Consider the following 17783-nt stretch of genomic DNA (forward strand, 5'->3'; position numbering starts at 1 on the left):
TGAGCGGATCGGGTGCGGCGACGCGGGCGGGCCCGGGCGTCGCACCCGCGGAATATGCTGGGAGGCAGGCGGAGAGGGGGATGCCATGACCGACGACCTGACGGATGAAGACGGGATGTTCGGCGACGGCTTCTTCTCGTCCCTGGCGGCGAACCCGGACGACCCGGCGTCGGCATACGAGCCCGGCATCGGCCTTGACGCGGGGGAGGACGAGTTCCTCTACGAGTCCGAGGGCGACGGCAGCTTCGAGACGGAAGGGGAGGACTTCGGCGACGAGGACCTCGACGGCGGATTCGAGGCCGAATTCGACAGCGCTTTCGATTATGGCTCCTACAGCGTCGACTACGGCGACGACTTCGATCCCGGTGCCGATGCGGAGATCGACATCGAGCCCGACTACGACCCCGACGGCGACCTCGACAACGAGGGCGATGGCGAGTTCGGCTCCGAGTTCGGCCGCGGTTTCTGACCCGGTCTCCGAGGTCCTCCCCGCCGATAGATCCCTTTCGTTAGGCTTCGGGCGTGAGCGATCAATCTCGAGCCGCCTATGCCCGCCTCCCGCGTGACGAGGCCGAAGCGGTCGCCATGCAGACCGAACTCGCCGGATGCGTGGTCGTCGCTGACGACGACAATCCAATAGAGACGATCGCCGGTCTCGACATCGCCTACGACAAGGACAGCGACACCGCGATAGCGACCGCCGTCGTCCTGCGCCGCGGCGACCTCGAAGTGCTCGACGAGTCGATCGTGCACGGCACCTCCGACTTCCCGTACGTGCCCGGCCTCCTCGCCTTCCGTGAACTTCCCTTGCTGCTCAAAGCGATCGAAGCGCTCTCGGTGACCCCCGACCTCTACGTGTGCGACGGCTACGGGCTCACCCACCCGCGCCGGTTCGGCCTCGCCTGCCACCTCGGCGTCGTCCTCGACGCGCCCGCGATCGGCGTCGCCAAGAACCCGCCGCACCTGCCGTGGGACGCCCCCGGGCCCGAGCGCGGCGCGTGGACCGCGATCACCGCGAGCGGCGAGACCGTCGGCTGCTCCCTGCGCACCCAGGACGGCGTCAAGCCCGTCTTCGTCTCGGTCGGCCACCGCCGCACGCTCACGTCCGCCCGCGAGCTCGTGCTCGAACTCGCCCCGGCCTACCGGCTCCCCGAGCCGATCCGCGCCGCGGACCAGTTGGGCCGCAGGCGACTCGCCGCGACCGAATGACCACGCGGTAGGGCCGTCCTTACCCTGCACCGGGGCGCTCGCAGGATGGATCGCGGCCCGCGCCGCCAATAGCGTGGACCGCATGGAAGCACCCGAAACCGTCAAGCACGCCGCCCTCCTCTGGACCACCGCGATCGCCGCCGGGATCGTCGAGACCGTGCTCGCCGTCAGCGAGATCGCCCGCGACTCCGGATTGGACGCAGGCGTCTGGATGAACATCGGCGTCCGCTCGGTGATCTACCTCGGCGCGTTCGTCCTCGTCGCCTTCTTCGCCCGGGGCCGCCGCTGGGCCCGCGTCAGCCTCGCCCTGCTGCTCTCGGTGGTCGGCCTCGCCGCGATGGTCGTGCCCTCCGCGATGCAGCTCGCCGACGGCGAATCACTCATCGCGGCAGTCGGCGGCGACGGCGACTTCGCCCTCGCGTTCTTCGTCGTCCGGCTCGCCCACATCGCCGCCGTCCTCCTCGCCACGGGTCTCATGCTCAGCCCGGCCGCGAACGACTACTTCCGCAAGCCTGCTCTCGCGACCGCCTAGGGCCTCTCCCGTGAATGCCGCATAGAACGACAGTGCCCCGGCCATCAGGCCGGGGCACACTTGGTTCCGCTCGGGCGAAGCCATGGTCATCGCGCGCCGACCGCTAGTCCACACTTGGCTCCGCCCGGGCGAAGCCACGGTCATCGCGACCCGGCCTGATGGCCGGGGCACTCGGCTCCGCTCGGGCGACGGTCATCGCGCCCGACCGCGAGGCCGGGGGGGCACCGCTCACTTCCCGAGCAGCCAGTCCTTCTCGGACTGCGACACCTCGGGCACCTCGAGGATCCGCGGGATCAGCTCCCGCTCGCCCATCGCGGCCCTGAACAGGATCGAGACCGTGACGTCGTGGTCGGGACGGTGCACCACCTCGAGATCAGCACCCGCCTCCACATGCCCCGGCTCCGCGACCCGCAGGTACGGGCCCGGCCGGGCCTCCTGCGTGAACGTCTTCAACCAGCCCCGCTCGTCGATCCAGCCCCTGAACGTGCCGCACGGGATGCGCGAGCAGGCCACCTCGAGCACCAGCCCGCCGGGACCGGCCCACCGTTCGCCGATGAGCGCCGCGTTCACGTCGTACCCGCTCGTCGTCAGGTTCTCCCCGAACGCGCCCGCGCCGAAATCCCTACCCGTCAACTGATTGAAATGCGCGTAGTCCTCGAGGCTGTAGACATACACCGCCTGGTCAGTGCCGCCGTGGTTCCGAACGTCGCCCACCCGGTCGCCCGCGAGCCCGACCGAGCCGTCGCCCTTCGGGCCGGGCGCGGTCACCCGCACCGGGCCCGCCACCGGCTGCTTGTCGATGTAGGTGGCCTCGAGGCCCTTCCACGGGTTCTCGCGCGGCCTGCCCACGTTCACGCTCATGATCTTCACGGCCGGGAGCCTAACGGCGCCGCGCCCCCGGCCTCAACCGCATTAGCGGTGTCGGACCCTCCGGCTAGGCTTGCTGCGTGGGGGTGAGCACTCGGAAGCTGTTCCGCGACGACGCGGTGGTCCTGCGCACCTTCAAACTCGGTGAAGCGGACGCGATCGTCTCCCTGCTCGGACGCCAGCGGGGCCGCTACCGGGCCATGGCCAAGGGCCTGCGCCGCACCTCCTCCAAGTTCGGGGCGCGACTCTCCCCCTTCAGCCACGTCGACCTCCAGCTCATCGAAGGCCGCGCCGAGCTGCACACCGTCACCCAGGCCGTCGGCCTCCACCTCTCCGGCGGCTCGATCGCCGCGGACTGGACCGCGTACACCGCCGCGTGCGTGATCGCCGAGGCCGCCGAGCGGCTCGTCCCCGAGGACCACCAGCCCGACCTCGACGTCTTCCAGCTCACGCTCGGCGCGTTCCGGGCGCTGGCCGAGACCGACCTGCCCGCCGTGCTCGTCATGGACTCGTACCTGCTGCGCGGCATGAAGACCGCCGGGTGGGCGCCCTCGCTCCACGAATGCGCCAGCTGCGGCAAGGACGGCGAGCACCGGGCCTTCGCCGTCGCGGCCGGCGGCGCCGTCTGCGGCGACTGCCGCCCCGGCGGCGCCACGGTGCCGAAACCGGCCTCGCTCGAACTCATGCGCGCGCTGGAGCAGGGCGACTGGGCGAGCGCCACGGCCGCCGACCCGCGCCAGCGCTCCGAAGCGGCCGGACTCATCGCCGCCCACTTCCAGTGGCACTCCGAGCGGCCCCTGAAGACGCTGAAGTACGTGCCGCACCAGGCCTGACGGTGCGGGCCCGTCCGGTGAAACCGGATGGCCCCCACTCGGATTCACCGACAGGCCCTAGGTGGTGCGGAGCAGGAACTCGACGGTGACGTCCACCAGCGCCGCGCGGGCGGGGACTGTCTCGAAGGTGTGGCCGAGGTCTTCGAACACGTGCATCTCGAGCCGGTCGTCGTAGAGGTTCCGGTAGTTGTCGACCACGTCGTCGGGAAGGAGGTCGTCGTCGGTGCCGAAGGCGAGCAGGACCGGCCCGGCGTGCCCGGCGGCGTCGGCCCACGGGTCGATGCCGAAGCCGTCCTCCGTGAAGTGCCGGGTGACCGGCTTCCCGAGCAGGTCCTCGTAGCCGTTCTCGAGGATCTCGGGCCAGTAGGCGACCTCGTCGGGCACGTTCGCGTCCACCGCGAGGGCGGCCGGCGCCCACAGCGCCAGTGAGCTGACCGGGCGTTTCGCGCCGGCGAGCGAGGCGGTGAGGCCGCCGAGGCTCATGCCCAGGAGCGACAGGCGATCGGGGTCGAGCGCGCGGTGGGACGCCACGGTGTCGAGCACGGCGCCTACCTGCGCGACCTGGTCCGAGACCGTGAGGTCGGCGAAGTCGCCGTCGGATTCGCCGCAGGCGGCGAAGTCGAACCGGTAGGCGGCGAGCCCCTCGGCGGCCAGGCGGCGGGCGAGCTCGGTGAAGATGTTGCCGAACTCGAAGCGGTTGGCGCCGAAGCCGTGGCAGAGGACGACGGCGGGTGCGGGGGAGGGGTTCGGATGGGGGAGGTGGAGGACGCCGCGGAGAGTGCGGCCGGCGTGCTCGACGTTGAGAGGTTCCACGGCCCGAACGTAACAGAGCGCACACTGGGCCGCCATGACGAAAAGGTGAGCGTGGCACGGGTTCGCGATCGCCCCCGTATTCAATGATGCGTCGAGGGTCCGACAGGGCGGCGGGGGCGGATCGCGTTCGTCGCCCGGATTCGGCACCAGATGTCGCTCGTCGCTCGGTAGCGGCACTGGATGGGGCTGCTCGGTCCGATGCGGCACCAGATGGCGCTCGTCGCTCGGATGCGGCACTGGATGTGGCTGGTCGCTCTGATGTGGCACTGGGTATCGCTCGCCGCCCGGGCGGCACTGGATGCGGTTGGTTGCTCCGATGCGGCACCGGGTTTCGCTCATCGCTTGGATTCGGCACCGGATGGCACGAGTGCTCCGGCGCCGACAGCTGCGTGTGTCGCCCACGGGTTCGGGAGGTGCACTGGGGCAGGCGTGCTCCCCGCCTCCCTCGCGCCCGGATTAGTATCGAGGCCCCCGCTGACGACTTGGCCGCCTGGAGGTCCTGTGAGCCGCACGTACGAGCCGCCGAAGCCGCACCCCTCGGGGGCGGTCCCGCCCGCGCTGCCGCGCGAGCTGGTGCCCCGGCACGTGGCGCTCGTGATGGACGGCAACGGCCGCTGGGCCAAGGAGCGCGGCCTGAAGCGCACCGAGGGCCACACCATGGGCGAGGCCTCGCTGTTCGACACGATCGAGGGCGCGATCGAGATGGGCATCTCGACGGTCTCCGCGTACGCCTTCTCGACCGAGAACTGGCGGCGCAGCCCCGAGGAGGTCCGCTGGCTCATGGGCTTCAACCGCGACGTGATCCACCGCCGCCGCGACGAGCTGCACGCCATGGGCGTGCGCATCCGCTGGGCCGGGCGACGCCCGAAGCTGTGGAAGAGCGTCATCAGCGAACTCGAAGTGGCCGAGGAGATGTCGAAGAAGAACGACAAGATCACGCTGCAGTTCTGCGTGAACTACGGCGGCCGCGCCGAGATAGCCGACGCCGCCGCGGCGCTCGCGCGCGACGTGAAGGCCGGGCGGCTCAACCCCGAGCGCGTCACCGAGAAGACCTTCGCGAAGTACCTGTACAACCCGGACCTGCCGGACGTCGACCTGTTCCTGCGCCCCTCGGGCGAGCAGCGGACCTCGAACTTCCTGCTCTGGCAGTCCGCTTACGCCGAGATGGTGTACCTCGACGTCCTCTGGCCCGACTTCGACCGCCGCCACCTGTGGCACGCCTGCGAGATCTACGCGAGCCGCGACCGCCGCTTCGGGGGCGCCGTGCCTAACCCCGTGGCGCCGTAGGCGGATGCCGAGGTCGGGGTAGCGGTGGAGCCGAACCGGAAGCGCAGGGGCGGAGCCGTGCCCGACCCCGTGGCGCCGTAGGCGGATGCCGAGGTCGGGGTAGCGGTGGAGGCGAACCGGAGCCGCAGGAGCGAGGCCGCGCCCAACCGCGTCGCACCTAGGAGGGATGCCCGGGACGGGGCGGTGGCGGAGCCGAACCGGAGCCGCAGGGCCGGAGCCCTGCCCGACCCCGTCGCGCCGCGACCCGGCGCCCGCTATCTGAACGGGGTGTAGCCCCGGCCTCGTTCCTGGTCCGCCTGGAGCTTGTCGACCGTGTTCTGCAGCTTGTCGATCCGCTCGAGGATGATCGCGGTGTCGGCCGAGATCTGGTCGTCTATGTCGTCGAGGCGCTGCGCCTCCTCCATCGACGCGAGGACCACGCCGAGCAGCAGGTTCACCAGCACGAACGCGCCGAACAGGATGAACACCAGGTAGTACGGCAGCGTCCAGATGTTGTTCGCCATGCTGTTGCGCATGACGTTCCCCATGTCGTCGAACGCCACCAGCTGGAACAGGTTCAGCAGGGCCTTGCCGACGGTGCCGAAGTGGGCGGGGTCGCTGGCGCTGAACGCGATCCACCCGACCATCGCCCACAGGTACATGACGACGCCCGTGAGCGCGAACACGCCCGCCGACTTCGGAATCGCCTTCCCGGCCGCGACGAGGAGCAGGCGCAGCGACGGCAGGTTCCGGAAGATCCGCACGATCCGGGCCAGCCGCAGCATCCGCAGGATCGTCACGTTCTCGCGCAGGCCCGGCATGAACGACGCGAACACGATCACGAAGTCGAAGACGTTCCAGGCGTCCTTGAAGAACTTGAGCGGCCGCCGCCCGAACGACAGGAGCCCGGCGAGCACCTCGAACGTGAAGAACCCCAGGCACACGTAGTCCACCCGGTGCAGGAGCTCCGCGAACTCGGCCGAGTGCGGGAACGTCATGGCTCCCAGCGCGGCGGCGTTCACGATGATCACCACCATCGACAGCATCTGGAACCGAGGGTTCGCCAGCAGCCACCGGCAGGCGGCCGGGACGCGACTGGGATCGGTACCTAGGGTGGGAACGCGCACCGCCCAAGAGTAATAAAGCGGAACCCTCATGTACTGGTGGGTCACGTCGGGCGGCCGATGTTCACCTGCGGCCATGCCGCACAATGGCAGCGTGAGCGCAGAACTCGCCGAGACCGAGAACCCCGCCGAGAGATCGGCCACTCCCGCGCGCGCATCCAAGCCCTCGCACCGCCGCCGCGGCCTCACCTCGATCGAGGCTCTCGCGCTCCTGCTCATCTTCGGGCTCACCGCCCGCCCCGGCCTCACCGAGATCTTCGCGGCCCCCGCCGCGCAGGCCTGGTCCGCCCGGTTCGTGGCGGTCTGCGTGCAGGCGTTCCCGTTCCTCGTCCTCGGCGTGGTCCTCTCCGCCGCCATCAGCGCGTTCGTGCCCGCCGGGTTCTTCCACAAGGTCGTCCCCAAGCGGACCGCCCTCGCCGTGCCCGTCGCCGGGGTCGCCGGGGCCGTGCTGCCCGCCTGCGAATGCGCCTCCGTGCCCGTCGCGGGGGCGCTCGTGCGCCGGGGCGTCGCCCCCGCCGCCGCGTTCACCTTCATGCTCGCGTCCCCGGCGATCAACCCGATCGTCGTCGTCTCCACCTTCGTGGCCTTCCCCGGCAACCCCGAGATGGTGTTCGCGCGCGTCGCCGCCTCCCTCGGCGCCGCGATCGCGATCGGCTGGCTCTGGGCCCGCCTCGGCAAGACCGAATGGCTCAACCTGCCCAAGCACCACCACCACGACGACGGCAAGTGGGCCGCGTTCTGGTCGGCGATCCGCCACGACTTCCTCCACGCCGGCGGCTACCTCGTCATCGGCGCGGCCATCGCCGCGAGCCTCAACACGCTCGTGCCCGAGACCTGGCTTCAGCCGATCGCCGACAACCCCGTGCTCGGGGTGCTCGCGCTGGCGGTCCTGGCGGTGCTCGTGTCGATCTGCTCGGAGTCGGACGCGTTCGTGGCCGCCTCGCTGACCCAGTTCTCGCCCACCGCGAAGCTCGCGTTCATGGTCGTGGGCCCGTTCATCGACGTGAAGCTCGCGGCGATGCAGGCCGGGACCTTCGGCCGCCGGTTCGCCCTGCGCTTCGCGCCGACCGCGTTCGTCGCGGCCGTGCTCGCGGCCGTGCTGATGGGAGCCCTGCTGCTGTGAGACGCGACGCGCAGGCGGTCATCCTGCTCCTGGTCGGCGGCGGCATGCTGCGCCTGGCCTGGACCGGGGACTACCTCAACTACGTGAAGCCGTACGCGTTCTGGCTCATCGTGCCGGCCGGGGTCATCCTCCTCGCGGTCGCCGCGATCACCGGCTGGAACGTGTTCCGCGCCAAGCGCGAGGCCGACGACGGCCACGGGCACGGCGAACCCAAGGTCGCCTGGCTGCTCTTGGCCCCCGTGGTCGGGATGCTGCTCGTGGCCCCGGACGCGCTCGGGTCCTACGAGGCCGAGCGCACCGGCACGGTGATCGGCGCCGAGGAGAACCGCTCGAACTACCCCGACCTGCCGGACGACGTGGACCCCGTGCCGATCACCCTCCTCGACTACGCCGCGCGGGCGATCTTCGACGAGGGCGAGACCCTGGAGGGCCATCGCATCCAGCTGCGCGGCTTCATCCTCTACGAAGGGGACGAGCCGCAGCTGGCGCGCATGGTCGTGTCCTGCTGCGCGGCCGACGCGCGGCCGGTCAAGATCGGCTTCGATGGCGACGTGCCCGCGAACCTGGAGCAGGACCGGTGGGTGGAGGTCGTCGGCGTCTACACGCCGCGCCAGGGTCGCGACGAGATCAACGGCGAGCTGGTGCCGTACATCGAGGTCGAGTCGATGACGAACATCCCGACCCCTGACAACGAGTACCAGTAGCGGGCACGCCCGGCTGCCGGGCACGCCGCAGGTCCGCGGGGCCGGGCGGGTTGGGCCCCCGGATTGCAACGATGCCCGGGGGGTACGACGATTCCGGCCCGGCGGCCGCCGAGTTCATCCTTTCGCGTGACGCCGGTCATCCGCGCGCGTCGGCGATCGGGTGGAGCCGCAGCGTTTACGCTGCTCGCGAATGCCGCTCCCGTCCGGGGCGCACATATTAGGTGTTGACAATGATTGTCATGACTGGGCAGAGTGCAGGCATGCGCCGTACCCGATTCCTTCTCGTGCCCGCCGCCGGACTCGCGGCGGCGGCCGCCCTCGCCGCCTGCGGCACCGGCTCCGACGACCCTGCCGCCGACGGCGAGATCAACGTCGTCACCGCGTTCTACCCCCTCACCTTCGCCACCGAGCAGGTCGGCGGCGACCACGTCGCCGTCACCAACCTGACCCCCGCCGGCCAGGAGCCCCACGACCTCGAGCTCGCGCCCTCCGACATCGCCGCGATCGAGGAGGCCGACTACGTCGTCTACCTCAAGGGCTTCATCCCCGAGCTCGACGCCGCCGTGGAGGAGTACGCCGCCGACAAGTCCCTCGACGTGCTCACCGCCGTCGAGACCAGCGAGTACGACTACCAGCAGGCCATCGAGGAAGAGGCGCACGCCGAGGACGAGCACGCCGACGAGCACGCCGAAGAGGCCGCCGAGAGCGCCACCGCCGAAGAGGAGCACAGCGAAGAGGACGGCCACGAGCACGAGGAGGCGCCCGAAGGCGTCGACCCGCACGTGTGGCTCGACCCGATCCGCTACGGCCAGATCGGCACCGCCATCGGCGAGGGCCTGGCGGGTCTCGACGACGCCAACGCGGCCGACTACACCGCGAACGCGGAGGCCTTCAACGCCGACCTGACCGCGCTCGACACGGAGTTCACCGACGCCCTCGCCGCCCGCACCAGCGACGCGATCGTCACCTCCCACGCCGCGTTCGGCTACCTCGCCGACCGCTACGACCTCACCCAGATCGCCATCTCCGGCCTGAGCCCCGACCAGGAGCCCGACTCCCAGCACATGGGCGAGGTCGCCGCCTACGTCGAGGCCAACGGCATCACCACGATCTTCTTCGAGACCCTCGTCTCGCCCGACATCGCCGACACGCTCGCGGCCGAGACCGGCGCGCAGACCGCCGTCCTCAACCCGCTCGAAGGCCTCACCCAGGAGCAGGCCGACGCCGGCGCCGACTACTTCACTGTGATGCGCGAGAACCTGGCCACGTTGCAGACGGCGCTGGGCGCGGCATAAGGCAGCATTAGCCCAATGCCCGTTCTCAACGTCCGCGGTGCGACCGTCTCCTACGGCGGTCGCGCCGTCGTCCGCGGCGTGGACCTCGCCGTCGAGCCCGGAGAGGCCGTGGCCCTCATGGGCGCCAACGGTTCCGGGAAGTCCACGCTGATCAAGGCCGTCGCCGGGCTCGTCCCGCTCGCCGGCGGGTCGATCGAGCTCTTCGGCGCCCCGCAGAAGCGCTTCCGCGCCTGGAAGCGCATCGGGTACGTGCCCCAGCGCACCGGCGCCGCCTCCGGCGTCCCCTCGACCGCCGCCGAGGTCGTCTCCCAGGGCCGCCTCGCCCACCGGTTCCTCGGCATGCCCCCGCGCCGCGCCGACCGCGACGCCGTGTCCCGCAGCCTCGCCGAGGTCGGCCTGGCCGACCACGCCCACTGCTCCGTCGACACCCTCTCGGGCGGCCAGCAGCAGCGCGTCCTCATCGCCCGCGCCCTCGCCACCGACCCCGACCTGCTCATCATGGACGAGCCCACCGTGGGCGTCGACGCCGAGACGCAGGCCGCGCTCGCGCGGGTCGTCTCGGACCGGATCGACGCCGGGTGCGCCGTCCTCCTCGTCACCCACGAGCTCGGCCCGCTCACCGACCGGCTCGACCGCGCCGTGGTCCTCGCCGACGGCAAGGTCGTGCACGACGGCGCCCCGCCGCGCCCGGTCGGCGAGCACGCCGACCCCCACCACGAGCACGCCCACCCGCACGCCAACGGCGACAGCGCCGACGAACCCTTCTGGGGCGGCAAATGAACCTCGGCCTCTTGGACTACTTCCAGTTCGAGTTCATGCAGCGCGCCCTCATCAGCGCGCTCGTCGTCGGACTCTGCGCCCCCGCCGTGGGCGTGTTCCTCGTCCAGAAGCGGCTCGCGCTCATCGGGGACGGCCTCGGCCACATCGCGCTCACCGGCGTCGCCATCGGCTTCATCACCGGCGCCGCCCCGATGTGGACGACCCTCGCGGTCACCGTCGCCGCCTCGATCGTCATGGAGATCCTCCGCAGCCACTCCAAGACCTCCGGCGACGTCGCCCTCGCCATGATGTTCTACGGCGGCATCGCCGGCGGCGTCTACCTCACCGGCATCGCCTCCGACAAAGGCGTCGCGAACCTCCAGCAGTACCTGTTCGGCTCGCTGCTCACCGCCGGCTGGGACGAGGTCTGGACCATCGCGATCGGCGGCGCGATCGTCGCCGTCCTCATGCTCGTGCTCCGGCCCTGGCTCGCCGCGATCTGCGCCGACGAGCAGTACGCGCGCGTCTCCGGCCTGCCCGTCGCCGCGCTCAACCTGCTGCTCCTCATCACCACGGCCGTGGTCGTCTCCGTCTCGATGCGCGCGGTCGGCCTGCTCCTGGTGAGCGCCCTGCTCGTGATCCCCGTCGTCACCGTCCAGCAGTTCACGCGCTCCTTCAAGGCCACGATGTTCGCCGCGATGGCCGCGGGCTTCCTCATCGCCGGCGCGGGCGTCCTCGCCTCCGCCGTGAAGGACGTCCCGCCCGGCTCCACGATCGTGCTCATCGGCGTCGCCGTCTTCGTCGCCACGGCCGTCCTGGCCGCCGTCGTGCGCCGCGTCAGGCGCGTGCGCCGCGGCCACCTCCCGCCCGAAGGCGAGCCGCTCGAGGTGGAACTGCCCGCCGGGAACGCATGACGGGACCGGGACCCGCGCCACCTGGGCCCGCCGACGAGCGCGGGACGCGATATTTTTGCAGTGTGCGGACCGAGACCGAGTCACCTGAGACCCCAGCCGACTACGAAGCGGCAGGGGAGCTCCTGCGCGCCCTCGCCGCTCCGCTGCGGATCGCGATCGTCATGGAGCTGGCCGCCGGGCCGAAGTACGTGCACCAGATCGTCGAGACCCTGCGCGTGACCCAGCCGCTCGTCTCCCAGCATTTGCGGGTGCTCCGGGGAGCGGGTATCGTGCGCGGCACCCGGTCGGGCCGTGAGATCTCCTACTCGCTCATCGACGACCACATCGCGCACATCGTCACCGACGCCGTCCACCACGCCCGAGAGGAACGCTAGTGGCCACCAAGCCTCCGGCCGAGAACATGGCCCGCTCAACCAAGCAGCGGACCGCGATCCTCGAACTGCTCGAGCACGACGACGCGTTCCGCTCCGCCCAGGACCTCCACGCGATCCTCCGCGAAGCCGGCTCCAAGATCGGCCTCACCACCGTCTACCGGACCCTCCAGGCCTTCGCCGAGGCCGACATCGTCGACGTCATGCGCCTGCCCGGGGGCGACCACCTCTACCGCCTCTGCTCCGCCGAGGAGCACCACCACCACCTCGTGTGCCGCTCGTGCGGGCGCACGGTCGAGGTCGCCGGGCCCACCGTCGAGCGCTGGGCCAACAAGGTCGCGGCCGACCACGGCTTCACCGAGGTCGGGCACACGCTCGAACTCCACGGCCTCTGCGCCGAGTGCTCGCAGTCGTTCAAAGCGCAGTAGGCTGGGCGCCGTGCTGGTTGTATATCGTTTCGCCGTAACCGAAGGCGAGACGGAGGCCTTCGCCCGCGACGCCGAGGGCGCCCTCGCCGCGCTGGCCTCCTGCGGTGGCTACGAACGCGGCGGCCTGGGCCGCGCGCTCGACTCCTTCACCGACGGCGAGGACGCCACCTGGATGCTCTGGACCGAGTGGAGCGACGTCGGCTCCTACCGCCGGGCGCTCTCCGCCTTCCAGGTGAAGATGGCCACCCCGCTCCTCTCCCGCGCCCTGCCCGAAGCCTCCGGCTTCGAAGTGCTCGCCGAATGCGAGCCGGGCGGCGAACCGCGGCGCACCGGCTCGGACCGCGAGGCCGACCCCGACCAGGCCCGCCGGGAGGCCGCCCGATGAGCGACCGGCCGAACCCCGGAAGGCCCGAACAGGACCGCGACGCCGAGCCCGACCTGCCGCCGATCCCGATGGAGCCCGAGCCCTCCGTCCCCAACCCGGAAGTCCTCGCGCCCGCCTCCCCGCCGAGCCCGGCTGCCTCCCCGCCGGGCCCGTCGGCCGAGCCCGTGCCGATGTCGGTCCCGGTCGAACCGATCCCCCTCGAACCGACCCCGCCGCTCCCGGCCGAGACCGCCGCGCCAGCGCCCGAACCGGACTCCCAATCGCACGAAACGGTCGAGGCCGAGCCGCACACCTCCGTCGAACCCGTGGTCGATGCCGCGACTCAGGCGAACTTCACGCAGTACTCCGCTCCGGAGCAGATCGCCCCCGAGGCCGGCGCGCCCCCCATCCCGATGGCGCCCGAACCCTCCGTCCCCGAACCGATCTCGGCCGAGACGAGCGCGCCCGTCGCGCTCTCGCCCGAGACCGACCAGACGCTCGCGCTGCCGCCCACGACCAAAGAGGTCGAGCCCTCGCCCGCGCCTTCCAGCCCGCCGCCGCCCACCGGTGTGCCGGTCCCGTTCGCGGCCCCGCCGACCGGGCACTCCCGGCACTTCGGCGTGAAGCTCGGCTTCGGCATCACCGGCGGTGCGGTGGCAATCATCGTCGTCGTCCTCGCCGTCGTGTTCGCCCTCTTCGTCTTCACGAACTCGATCACCGACAAGGTCGAGGGCACCGCCGAGGACTTCATCGGCGCGGTCGCCCAGGACGACTGGGACACCGCCTACGCGATGCTCTGCGACTCCCTCCGCGAGCGCCCCGTCCAGGACTACACGGACGAGTGGGACTCCTGGGACGCCGAGGGCGCCGAGGTCCAGCCCATGGACCCCAGCACCGGGAACGTCACGGTCGAGTTCGACGACGGCTCCGCGATCGAGCTGGTCATCCCCATCGAGCAGACCTCCGAGAGCCTCACCACCAGCGTGTGCGGCTGGGAGTCGGCCGGATAGCCCTGCCGCTCTAGCGAACCGGCCCCTGCGGGACCCGGCACCGGCACGGCCCGTGCTGATGGATCGCGCAGTGCTGCCGGGGCGGCGGTCCCTGCGGCCGCTGCGGTGCGTGCCCCGGCGGAGGTGCCGCCGGTGCGGGCGTTTCCAGAACCGGTTGCGGCGCAGGCGGCTGGGCCGCCTCGAACGGCGCCCGGTACCGAGGTCCGGGCTGTCGGGGGACCGGGTGCACCGCCGCCGCCTGCTGCATCGTGATCTCACCGCGTTTGACGCGGTTCATGAGGATCCAGGCCCGCGCCGGCTTCGACAGGAGCAGGGCGAGCAGGGCCGCGTAGAGCAGACCGACCGCGATGCCGCCCAGCACCGGCCACGTCGTCCGGTCGAGGATCGTCATGCCGAACATGGTGGCGGTCAGCGCGACCGCGATGCCCAGGACCGCGCTCACGACCGCCCAGATCCACGCCCAGCGCTTGCCCTGCGCGATCTGGAGGGGCGTGACGACCGCCTGGATGGTCGCGTAGATCGCGTAGACAAGGCTGATCAGACTCAGCGGGTTGAGTTTCTCGGCCATGGTGAGGGCTGCGATCAGGTCGCCGCCGGCGGCGAGCACCGCGAAGAGCCACAGGATCGTCTGGATCCCGGTGACGGTGCGGGGTTTGGCCATGCCGAGGTCGACGGCACCGCCGGGAACGATCTGGTCGGCTCGCGCCGGGACCGGGCCGTACGCCCCGCCCGGCCCGGCAAGTGGGGGTGCCTGGTTGAAGGACATTGCCTGCCTTGAGGGTTCAGTACTGGGGCGGGTATTGCTGCTGCTGCTGAGGATAGCCCTGCTGGGGCTGGCCGCCGTACGGTCCCGGCTGCTGCGGGGCCTGCGGTTGTCCCATGGGGACGAAGACGATGTTCGCGACCGCGGGTTTTCCGGGCGTCCACGACTTCACCGCAGGTGTCAGGACGGTGATGAAGGCGGTGACGATCAACGCGACCAGCGCGAGGTCGAGGACGATGTCGATGGTCCAGGCCGTGCGGGCCGGGGGCGGCATCACGTCCGCCCAGTGGAGGTATTCGCGCAGGTTGACGAAGGCCAGCAATGCGGCGCAGAGGAAGACGAGGGGCGTCCAGATGAGCGTGTACACGCGGGCGCCGAACTTTCCACGGTGTACGCCGAGGGCCGAGATCAGGGCGCCCACCAGCGCGAGGAAGGCGACGCAGCCCGCTATGAGCGCGATCCGCGCGCCGTACATCAGCGCGGGGTCGTGAAAGTCCATTGCGGCCGTGCCGGCCAGCATCATCATGGACCGGACGCTGCCGTAAACGGTCCACGCGCTCAGCGCGACGGTCAGGCCGAGCACGGCGACGAGGAACGTGGCCGCGGCCGGCCGCGTGTCGGGTCGCTGCGGCGCGGCCGGTGCCTGGGCGGTGCCGCCCGTGCCGCCCATGCCGGGCATCGCGCCCATGGGCATCCCCGGGACCTGCACTTCGCCTCGCTGGATGCGGTGCATGAGGATCCACTGCCTGGCGGACTTGGTGCAGAGGAGGATCAGGAGCGTGCCGTAGAGGGCCGCGAGCGGGCAGGTGATCAGGAGCATGACGTCGCCGCCGGTGTCCCAGAAGATGGTCCCGTAGACGATCCCGGTGCAGGCCAGGGCGAGGCCCAGGATGGCGCTCACGAGCGACCAGATCCACGCCCAGCGCTTGCCGCGCGAGATCTGCACGCCGCTGGCGAGCGACTGGATCGCCGAGTACACGGCGAACCCGAGCCCGATGAGGCTGAACGGGTTGAAGAACTCGACCATGCCCATGATCGAGAAGACGTTCCCGATCGCGCTGAGCGCCAAGAAGATGTAGAGGATGACCTGGATGCCGGTGATCGTGCCGGGCTTGACCTGTGCAAATTGACCGCTCGCAAGCATCGCGGAAGGCGACATGCCCACGGGCATCTGCCCCGGTACGGGTTGACCGGGGGCGTACTGCGCCGGGCCGTACGCCCCGGCGGGCCCCATCTGCTGCGGGCCCTGCGGTGGCGGCGGGGCGGGCTGGTACTGGAGGTGCATCCGGTCCGGGGGCGGGGGCGGCATCGTCATGCGGGGTGAGTTCCTCTTGGCTTCTGGGGCTTCGGTAGCGGTCACCTTACCGGACCTCACCCATCCGGGCGGTGCCCAATCGGGCGGTGCGTGCCGGTTTACGGCATCTCTGAAGGGCCGCAAGCGCTCCGCGTCCCTGTTCGTCCTGAGGGTCCTTTTCACGCGTTCCCGTGATGCGGCGGTTTGCTAGTCTGACTGACGCCGAACGACCTCCGAGTGAAGCAGGACGCGCTGTGGCTGAGACGACGCCCACCTCCCATACCTTCCAAGTGGATCTGCGCGGCCTGGTGGACCTCTTGTCCCACCACCTGTACTCCTCGCCGAAGGTCTACGTGCGCGAGCTGCTGCAGAACGCGGTCGACGCCATCACCGCCCGCGCTCAGACCGACCCGGGCTTCGCGCCCGGGGACCAGCACGTCGCGATCATCGCCGACGGCAAGCGCCTGCGGATCACCGATCCCGGTGTGGGCCTCACCGTCGATGAGGTCCACAAGCTGCTCGCGACGATCGGCGGCTCCTCCAAGCGGGACGAGGAGATCGAGGGCGCGCGCCGGGACTTCCTGGGGCAGTTCGGCATCGGCCTGCTCGCGTGCTTCACCGTCGCCTCGGCCATCACCGTGACCTCGCGCTCGGCCAAGGACCCGGCGGCGCCGGTGGTCCGGTGGACCGCCCGCGACGACGGCTCGTACACCGTCACCGAGGTGCCGCCCGGCGAGCACCCCGAGCCGGGCACCACGGTCGAGCTCGTGGCCCGCCGCGGCGAGGACTGGCTGCAGCCCAAGCGGGTCGCCGACCTCGCCCGCGAGTACGGGTCGCTGCTGCCGGTGCGCATCACCGTCTCCGACGGCGGCACGCCGGTCGACATCTCCGACACGCCGCCGCTGTGGGAACGGCGGCATCCGACTGCGACGGCCCGCCGCCTCGCCCTGAACACCTACTGCGAGCAGGTGCTGGGCTTCCCGCCGCTCGACGTGATCGACCTCGACGTGCCGCTCGCCGGCATCAAGGGCGTCGCGTTCGTCCTCCCGCACGCCACCTCCCCTTCGACCCGCCCGGCGCACCGCGTGCACCTCAAGCGGATGCTCCTGACCGACACCGCGGACAACCTGGTCCCCGAGTGGGCGTTCTTCGTCCGTTGCGTGATCGACACGGACTCCTTGCGCCCCACCGCCTCCCGCGAATCGCTCTACGACGACGAGGCGCTCGCGGTCGCCCGGGACGCGATCGGCGCGCAGATCCGCGAGTGGATCTCCCGCCTCGCCGCCGAGGACCCGCACCGCCTCGAGTCCTTCCTCGCCGTGCACGAGCTCGGCGTGAAGGCCCTCGCCCGCCACGACCCGGAACTGCTCGCGGCGATGCTGCCGTGGCTGCGGTTCGAGACCACCGCCGGGCACACCAACCTGCCCGACTTCGCCCGCGCCCACCAGCCGATCTACCTGGCCTCCAGCGTGGACGAGTACCGGCAGGTCGCCCCGATCGCCGCCGCGCAGGGCATCGGCGTCGTCAACGGCGGCTACACCTACGACGCGGAGCTCGTGCAGGCCCTGCCGCGCCTCGACCCGCAGGTCAAGGTCGAGAACCTGCAGCCGGGCGTGATCTCGGCGAGCCTCGACCCGGTCGACACCGGCACCGAGCTCGCACTGCACCCCTTCCTCAATGCCGCCCGCGCCCGCCTCGACAGCGTCGACGTGGACGTGGTCGTGCGCGAGTTCAACCCCGTCTCAGTACCCGCGCTGCTCCTCGACGACCGCGAGTCCCGCCGCGAACGCCAACGGGCCGAAGCCGAAGCCGAGGCCGACGACCTGTGGGGCGGCATCCTCGCCTCCATCAAGCAGCACGCGCCCCGCGCCCAGCTCGTCCTCAACCACCGCAACCCCACCGTCCGCCGCGTCAGTGCCATCGGCGACCCCCAGCTCGCGGGCACCGCGGTCGAATCCCTGTACGGCCAGGCGCTCTTGATGAGCCACCGGCCGCTGCGCAGCGCCGACACCGCGCTCCTCAACCGTTCCTTCATGAACCTGCTGGAACACATCACGCAGGACTGAGCCGCACCCCATCGTCTGACCCGCGGCTCACTCCTCACATAGGACAGT

The 17783-nt window shown here is 71.0% G+C and carries 20 protein-coding genes; 15 read left to right on the forward strand and 5 right to left on the reverse strand.

Annotated features, from left to right (window positions below):
• Nucleotides 1-85: 85 nt before the first annotated feature.
• The 3 genes from O2L52_RS19135 to O2L52_RS19145 all read left to right on the forward strand — a co-directional run bounded on the left by O2L52_RS19135 (nucleotide 86) and on the right by O2L52_RS19145 (nucleotide 1741).
• Nucleotides 86-469 (forward strand): hypothetical protein, encoded by a 384-nt coding sequence (locus O2L52_RS19135; protein ID WP_270117497.1) that lies wholly within the window; start codon nucleotides 86-88, stop codon nucleotides 467-469.
• A gap of 53 nt (nucleotides 470-522) precedes the next feature.
• Nucleotides 523-1209, forward strand: coding sequence for an endonuclease V (locus O2L52_RS19140; protein WP_270117498.1), 687 nt, complete (start codon nucleotides 523-525; stop codon nucleotides 1207-1209).
• A gap of 82 nt (nucleotides 1210-1291) precedes the next feature.
• Entirely contained in the window at nucleotides 1292-1741 is a 450-nt protein-coding gene (locus O2L52_RS19145; RefSeq protein ID WP_270117500.1) for a hypothetical protein, read from the forward strand.
• 228 nt (nucleotides 1742-1969) lie between these two features.
• Here O2L52_RS19145 and O2L52_RS19150 read toward each other — a convergent pair whose 3' ends face one another.
• Complete coding sequence (locus O2L52_RS19150; protein ID WP_344472515.1) at nucleotides 1970-2611, reverse strand: MOSC domain-containing protein; 642 nt, start codon at nucleotides 2609-2611, stop codon at nucleotides 1970-1972.
• 83 nt (nucleotides 2612-2694) lie between these two features.
• Here O2L52_RS19150 and recO point away from each other — a divergent pair, with 83 nt between their 5' ends.
• A complete protein-coding gene (gene recO / locus O2L52_RS19155; RefSeq protein WP_270117501.1) occupies nucleotides 2695-3441 on the forward strand; it encodes a DNA repair protein RecO in 747 nt (248 codons plus the stop codon).
• A gap of 57 nt (nucleotides 3442-3498) precedes the next feature.
• On the opposite strand, the gene O2L52_RS19160 is transcribed toward recO, so the two are convergent.
• Nucleotides 3499-4254 carry an alpha/beta fold hydrolase gene (locus tag O2L52_RS19160; RefSeq protein ID WP_270117502.1) on the reverse strand — a complete coding sequence of 252 codons (756 nt, stop codon included), beginning with the start codon at nucleotides 4252-4254 and terminating at the stop codon, nucleotides 3499-3501.
• Nucleotides 4255-4755: 501 nt separating this feature from the next.
• Here O2L52_RS19160 and O2L52_RS19165 point away from each other — a divergent pair.
• Entirely contained in the window at nucleotides 4756-5541 is a 786-nt protein-coding gene (locus O2L52_RS19165; RefSeq protein ID WP_270117504.1) for an isoprenyl transferase, read from the forward strand.
• Nucleotides 5542-5795: 254 nt separating this feature from the next.
• Here O2L52_RS19165 and O2L52_RS19170 read toward each other — a convergent pair whose 3' ends face one another.
• Nucleotides 5796-6647, reverse strand: a complete 852-nt coding sequence (locus O2L52_RS19170) for an ion transporter (protein WP_270117505.1) — start codon at nucleotides 6645-6647, stop codon at nucleotides 5796-5798.
• Between the two features lie 73 nt (nucleotides 6648-6720).
• On the opposite strand from O2L52_RS19170, the gene O2L52_RS19175 reads away from it, so the two are divergent.
• The 9 genes from O2L52_RS19175 (at nucleotide 6721) to O2L52_RS19215 (ending at nucleotide 13612) form a co-directional block, all read left to right on the forward strand.
• On the forward strand, nucleotides 6721-7767 hold the full coding sequence (locus O2L52_RS19175; RefSeq protein ID WP_373897015.1) for a permease: 1047 nt from the start codon (nucleotides 6721-6723) through the stop codon (nucleotides 7765-7767).
• Nucleotides 7764-8471 carry a TIGR03943 family putative permease subunit gene (locus O2L52_RS19180; RefSeq protein WP_270117508.1) on the forward strand — a complete coding sequence of 236 codons (708 nt, stop codon included), beginning with the start codon at nucleotides 7764-7766 and terminating at the stop codon, nucleotides 8469-8471. The genes O2L52_RS19175 and O2L52_RS19180 overlap by 4 nt, the downstream gene beginning before the upstream one ends.
• Nucleotides 8472-8731: 260 nt before the next feature.
• Nucleotides 8732-9766: a metal ABC transporter solute-binding protein, Zn/Mn family gene (locus tag O2L52_RS19185; protein WP_270117509.1), complete on the forward strand. Its 1035-nt coding sequence runs from the start codon at nucleotides 8732-8734 to the stop codon at nucleotides 9764-9766.
• A gap of 15 nt (nucleotides 9767-9781) precedes the next feature.
• A complete protein-coding gene (locus tag O2L52_RS19190; protein WP_270117510.1) occupies nucleotides 9782-10546 on the forward strand; it encodes a metal ABC transporter ATP-binding protein in 765 nt (254 codons plus the stop codon).
• A gap of 11 nt (nucleotides 10547-10557) precedes the next feature.
• Complete coding sequence (locus tag O2L52_RS19195; protein WP_373897048.1) at nucleotides 10558-11439, forward strand: metal ABC transporter permease; 882 nt, start codon at nucleotides 10558-10560, stop codon at nucleotides 11437-11439.
• Nucleotides 11440-11501: 62 nt separating this feature from the next.
• Nucleotides 11502-11813 (forward strand): ArsR/SmtB family transcription factor, encoded by a 312-nt coding sequence (locus O2L52_RS19200; RefSeq protein ID WP_270117512.1) that lies wholly within the window; start codon nucleotides 11502-11504, stop codon nucleotides 11811-11813.
• Nucleotides 11814-11839: 26 nt separating this feature from the next.
• Nucleotides 11840-12238: a Fur family transcriptional regulator gene (locus O2L52_RS19205; protein WP_344472634.1), complete on the forward strand. Its 399-nt coding sequence runs from the start codon at nucleotides 11840-11842 to the stop codon at nucleotides 12236-12238.
• Nucleotides 12239-12248: 10 nt separating this feature from the next.
• Entirely contained in the window at nucleotides 12249-12623 is a 375-nt protein-coding gene (locus O2L52_RS19210) for an antibiotic biosynthesis monooxygenase (RefSeq protein ID WP_270117515.1), read from the forward strand.
• Nucleotides 12620-13612, forward strand: a complete 993-nt coding sequence (locus tag O2L52_RS19215) for a hypothetical protein (RefSeq protein ID WP_270117517.1) — start codon at nucleotides 12620-12622, stop codon at nucleotides 13610-13612. The genes O2L52_RS19210 and O2L52_RS19215 overlap by 4 nt, the downstream gene beginning before the upstream one ends.
• 10 nt (nucleotides 13613-13622) lie before the next feature.
• Here the strand turns inward: O2L52_RS19215 and O2L52_RS19220 are convergent, their stop codons facing one another.
• A complete protein-coding gene (locus O2L52_RS19220) occupies nucleotides 13623-14378 on the reverse strand; it encodes a hypothetical protein (RefSeq protein WP_270117518.1) in 756 nt (251 codons plus the stop codon).
• Nucleotides 14379-14394: 16 nt separating this feature from the next.
• Nucleotides 14395-15690, reverse strand: coding sequence for a hypothetical protein (locus tag O2L52_RS19225; protein ID WP_270117519.1), 1296 nt, complete (start codon nucleotides 15688-15690; stop codon nucleotides 14395-14397).
• A gap of 233 nt (nucleotides 15691-15923) precedes the next feature.
• Between O2L52_RS19225 and O2L52_RS19230 the strand changes: the two genes are divergently transcribed.
• Nucleotides 15924-17735 carry an HSP90 family protein gene (locus tag O2L52_RS19230; RefSeq protein WP_270117521.1) on the forward strand — a complete coding sequence of 604 codons (1812 nt, stop codon included), beginning with the start codon at nucleotides 15924-15926 and terminating at the stop codon, nucleotides 17733-17735.
• Nucleotides 17736-17783 lie beyond the last annotated feature (48 nt).

This window comes from Glycomyces algeriensis, assembly GCF_027622855.1.
GTDB lineage: Bacteria > Actinomycetota > Actinomycetes > Mycobacteriales > Micromonosporaceae > Glycomyces > Glycomyces algeriensis.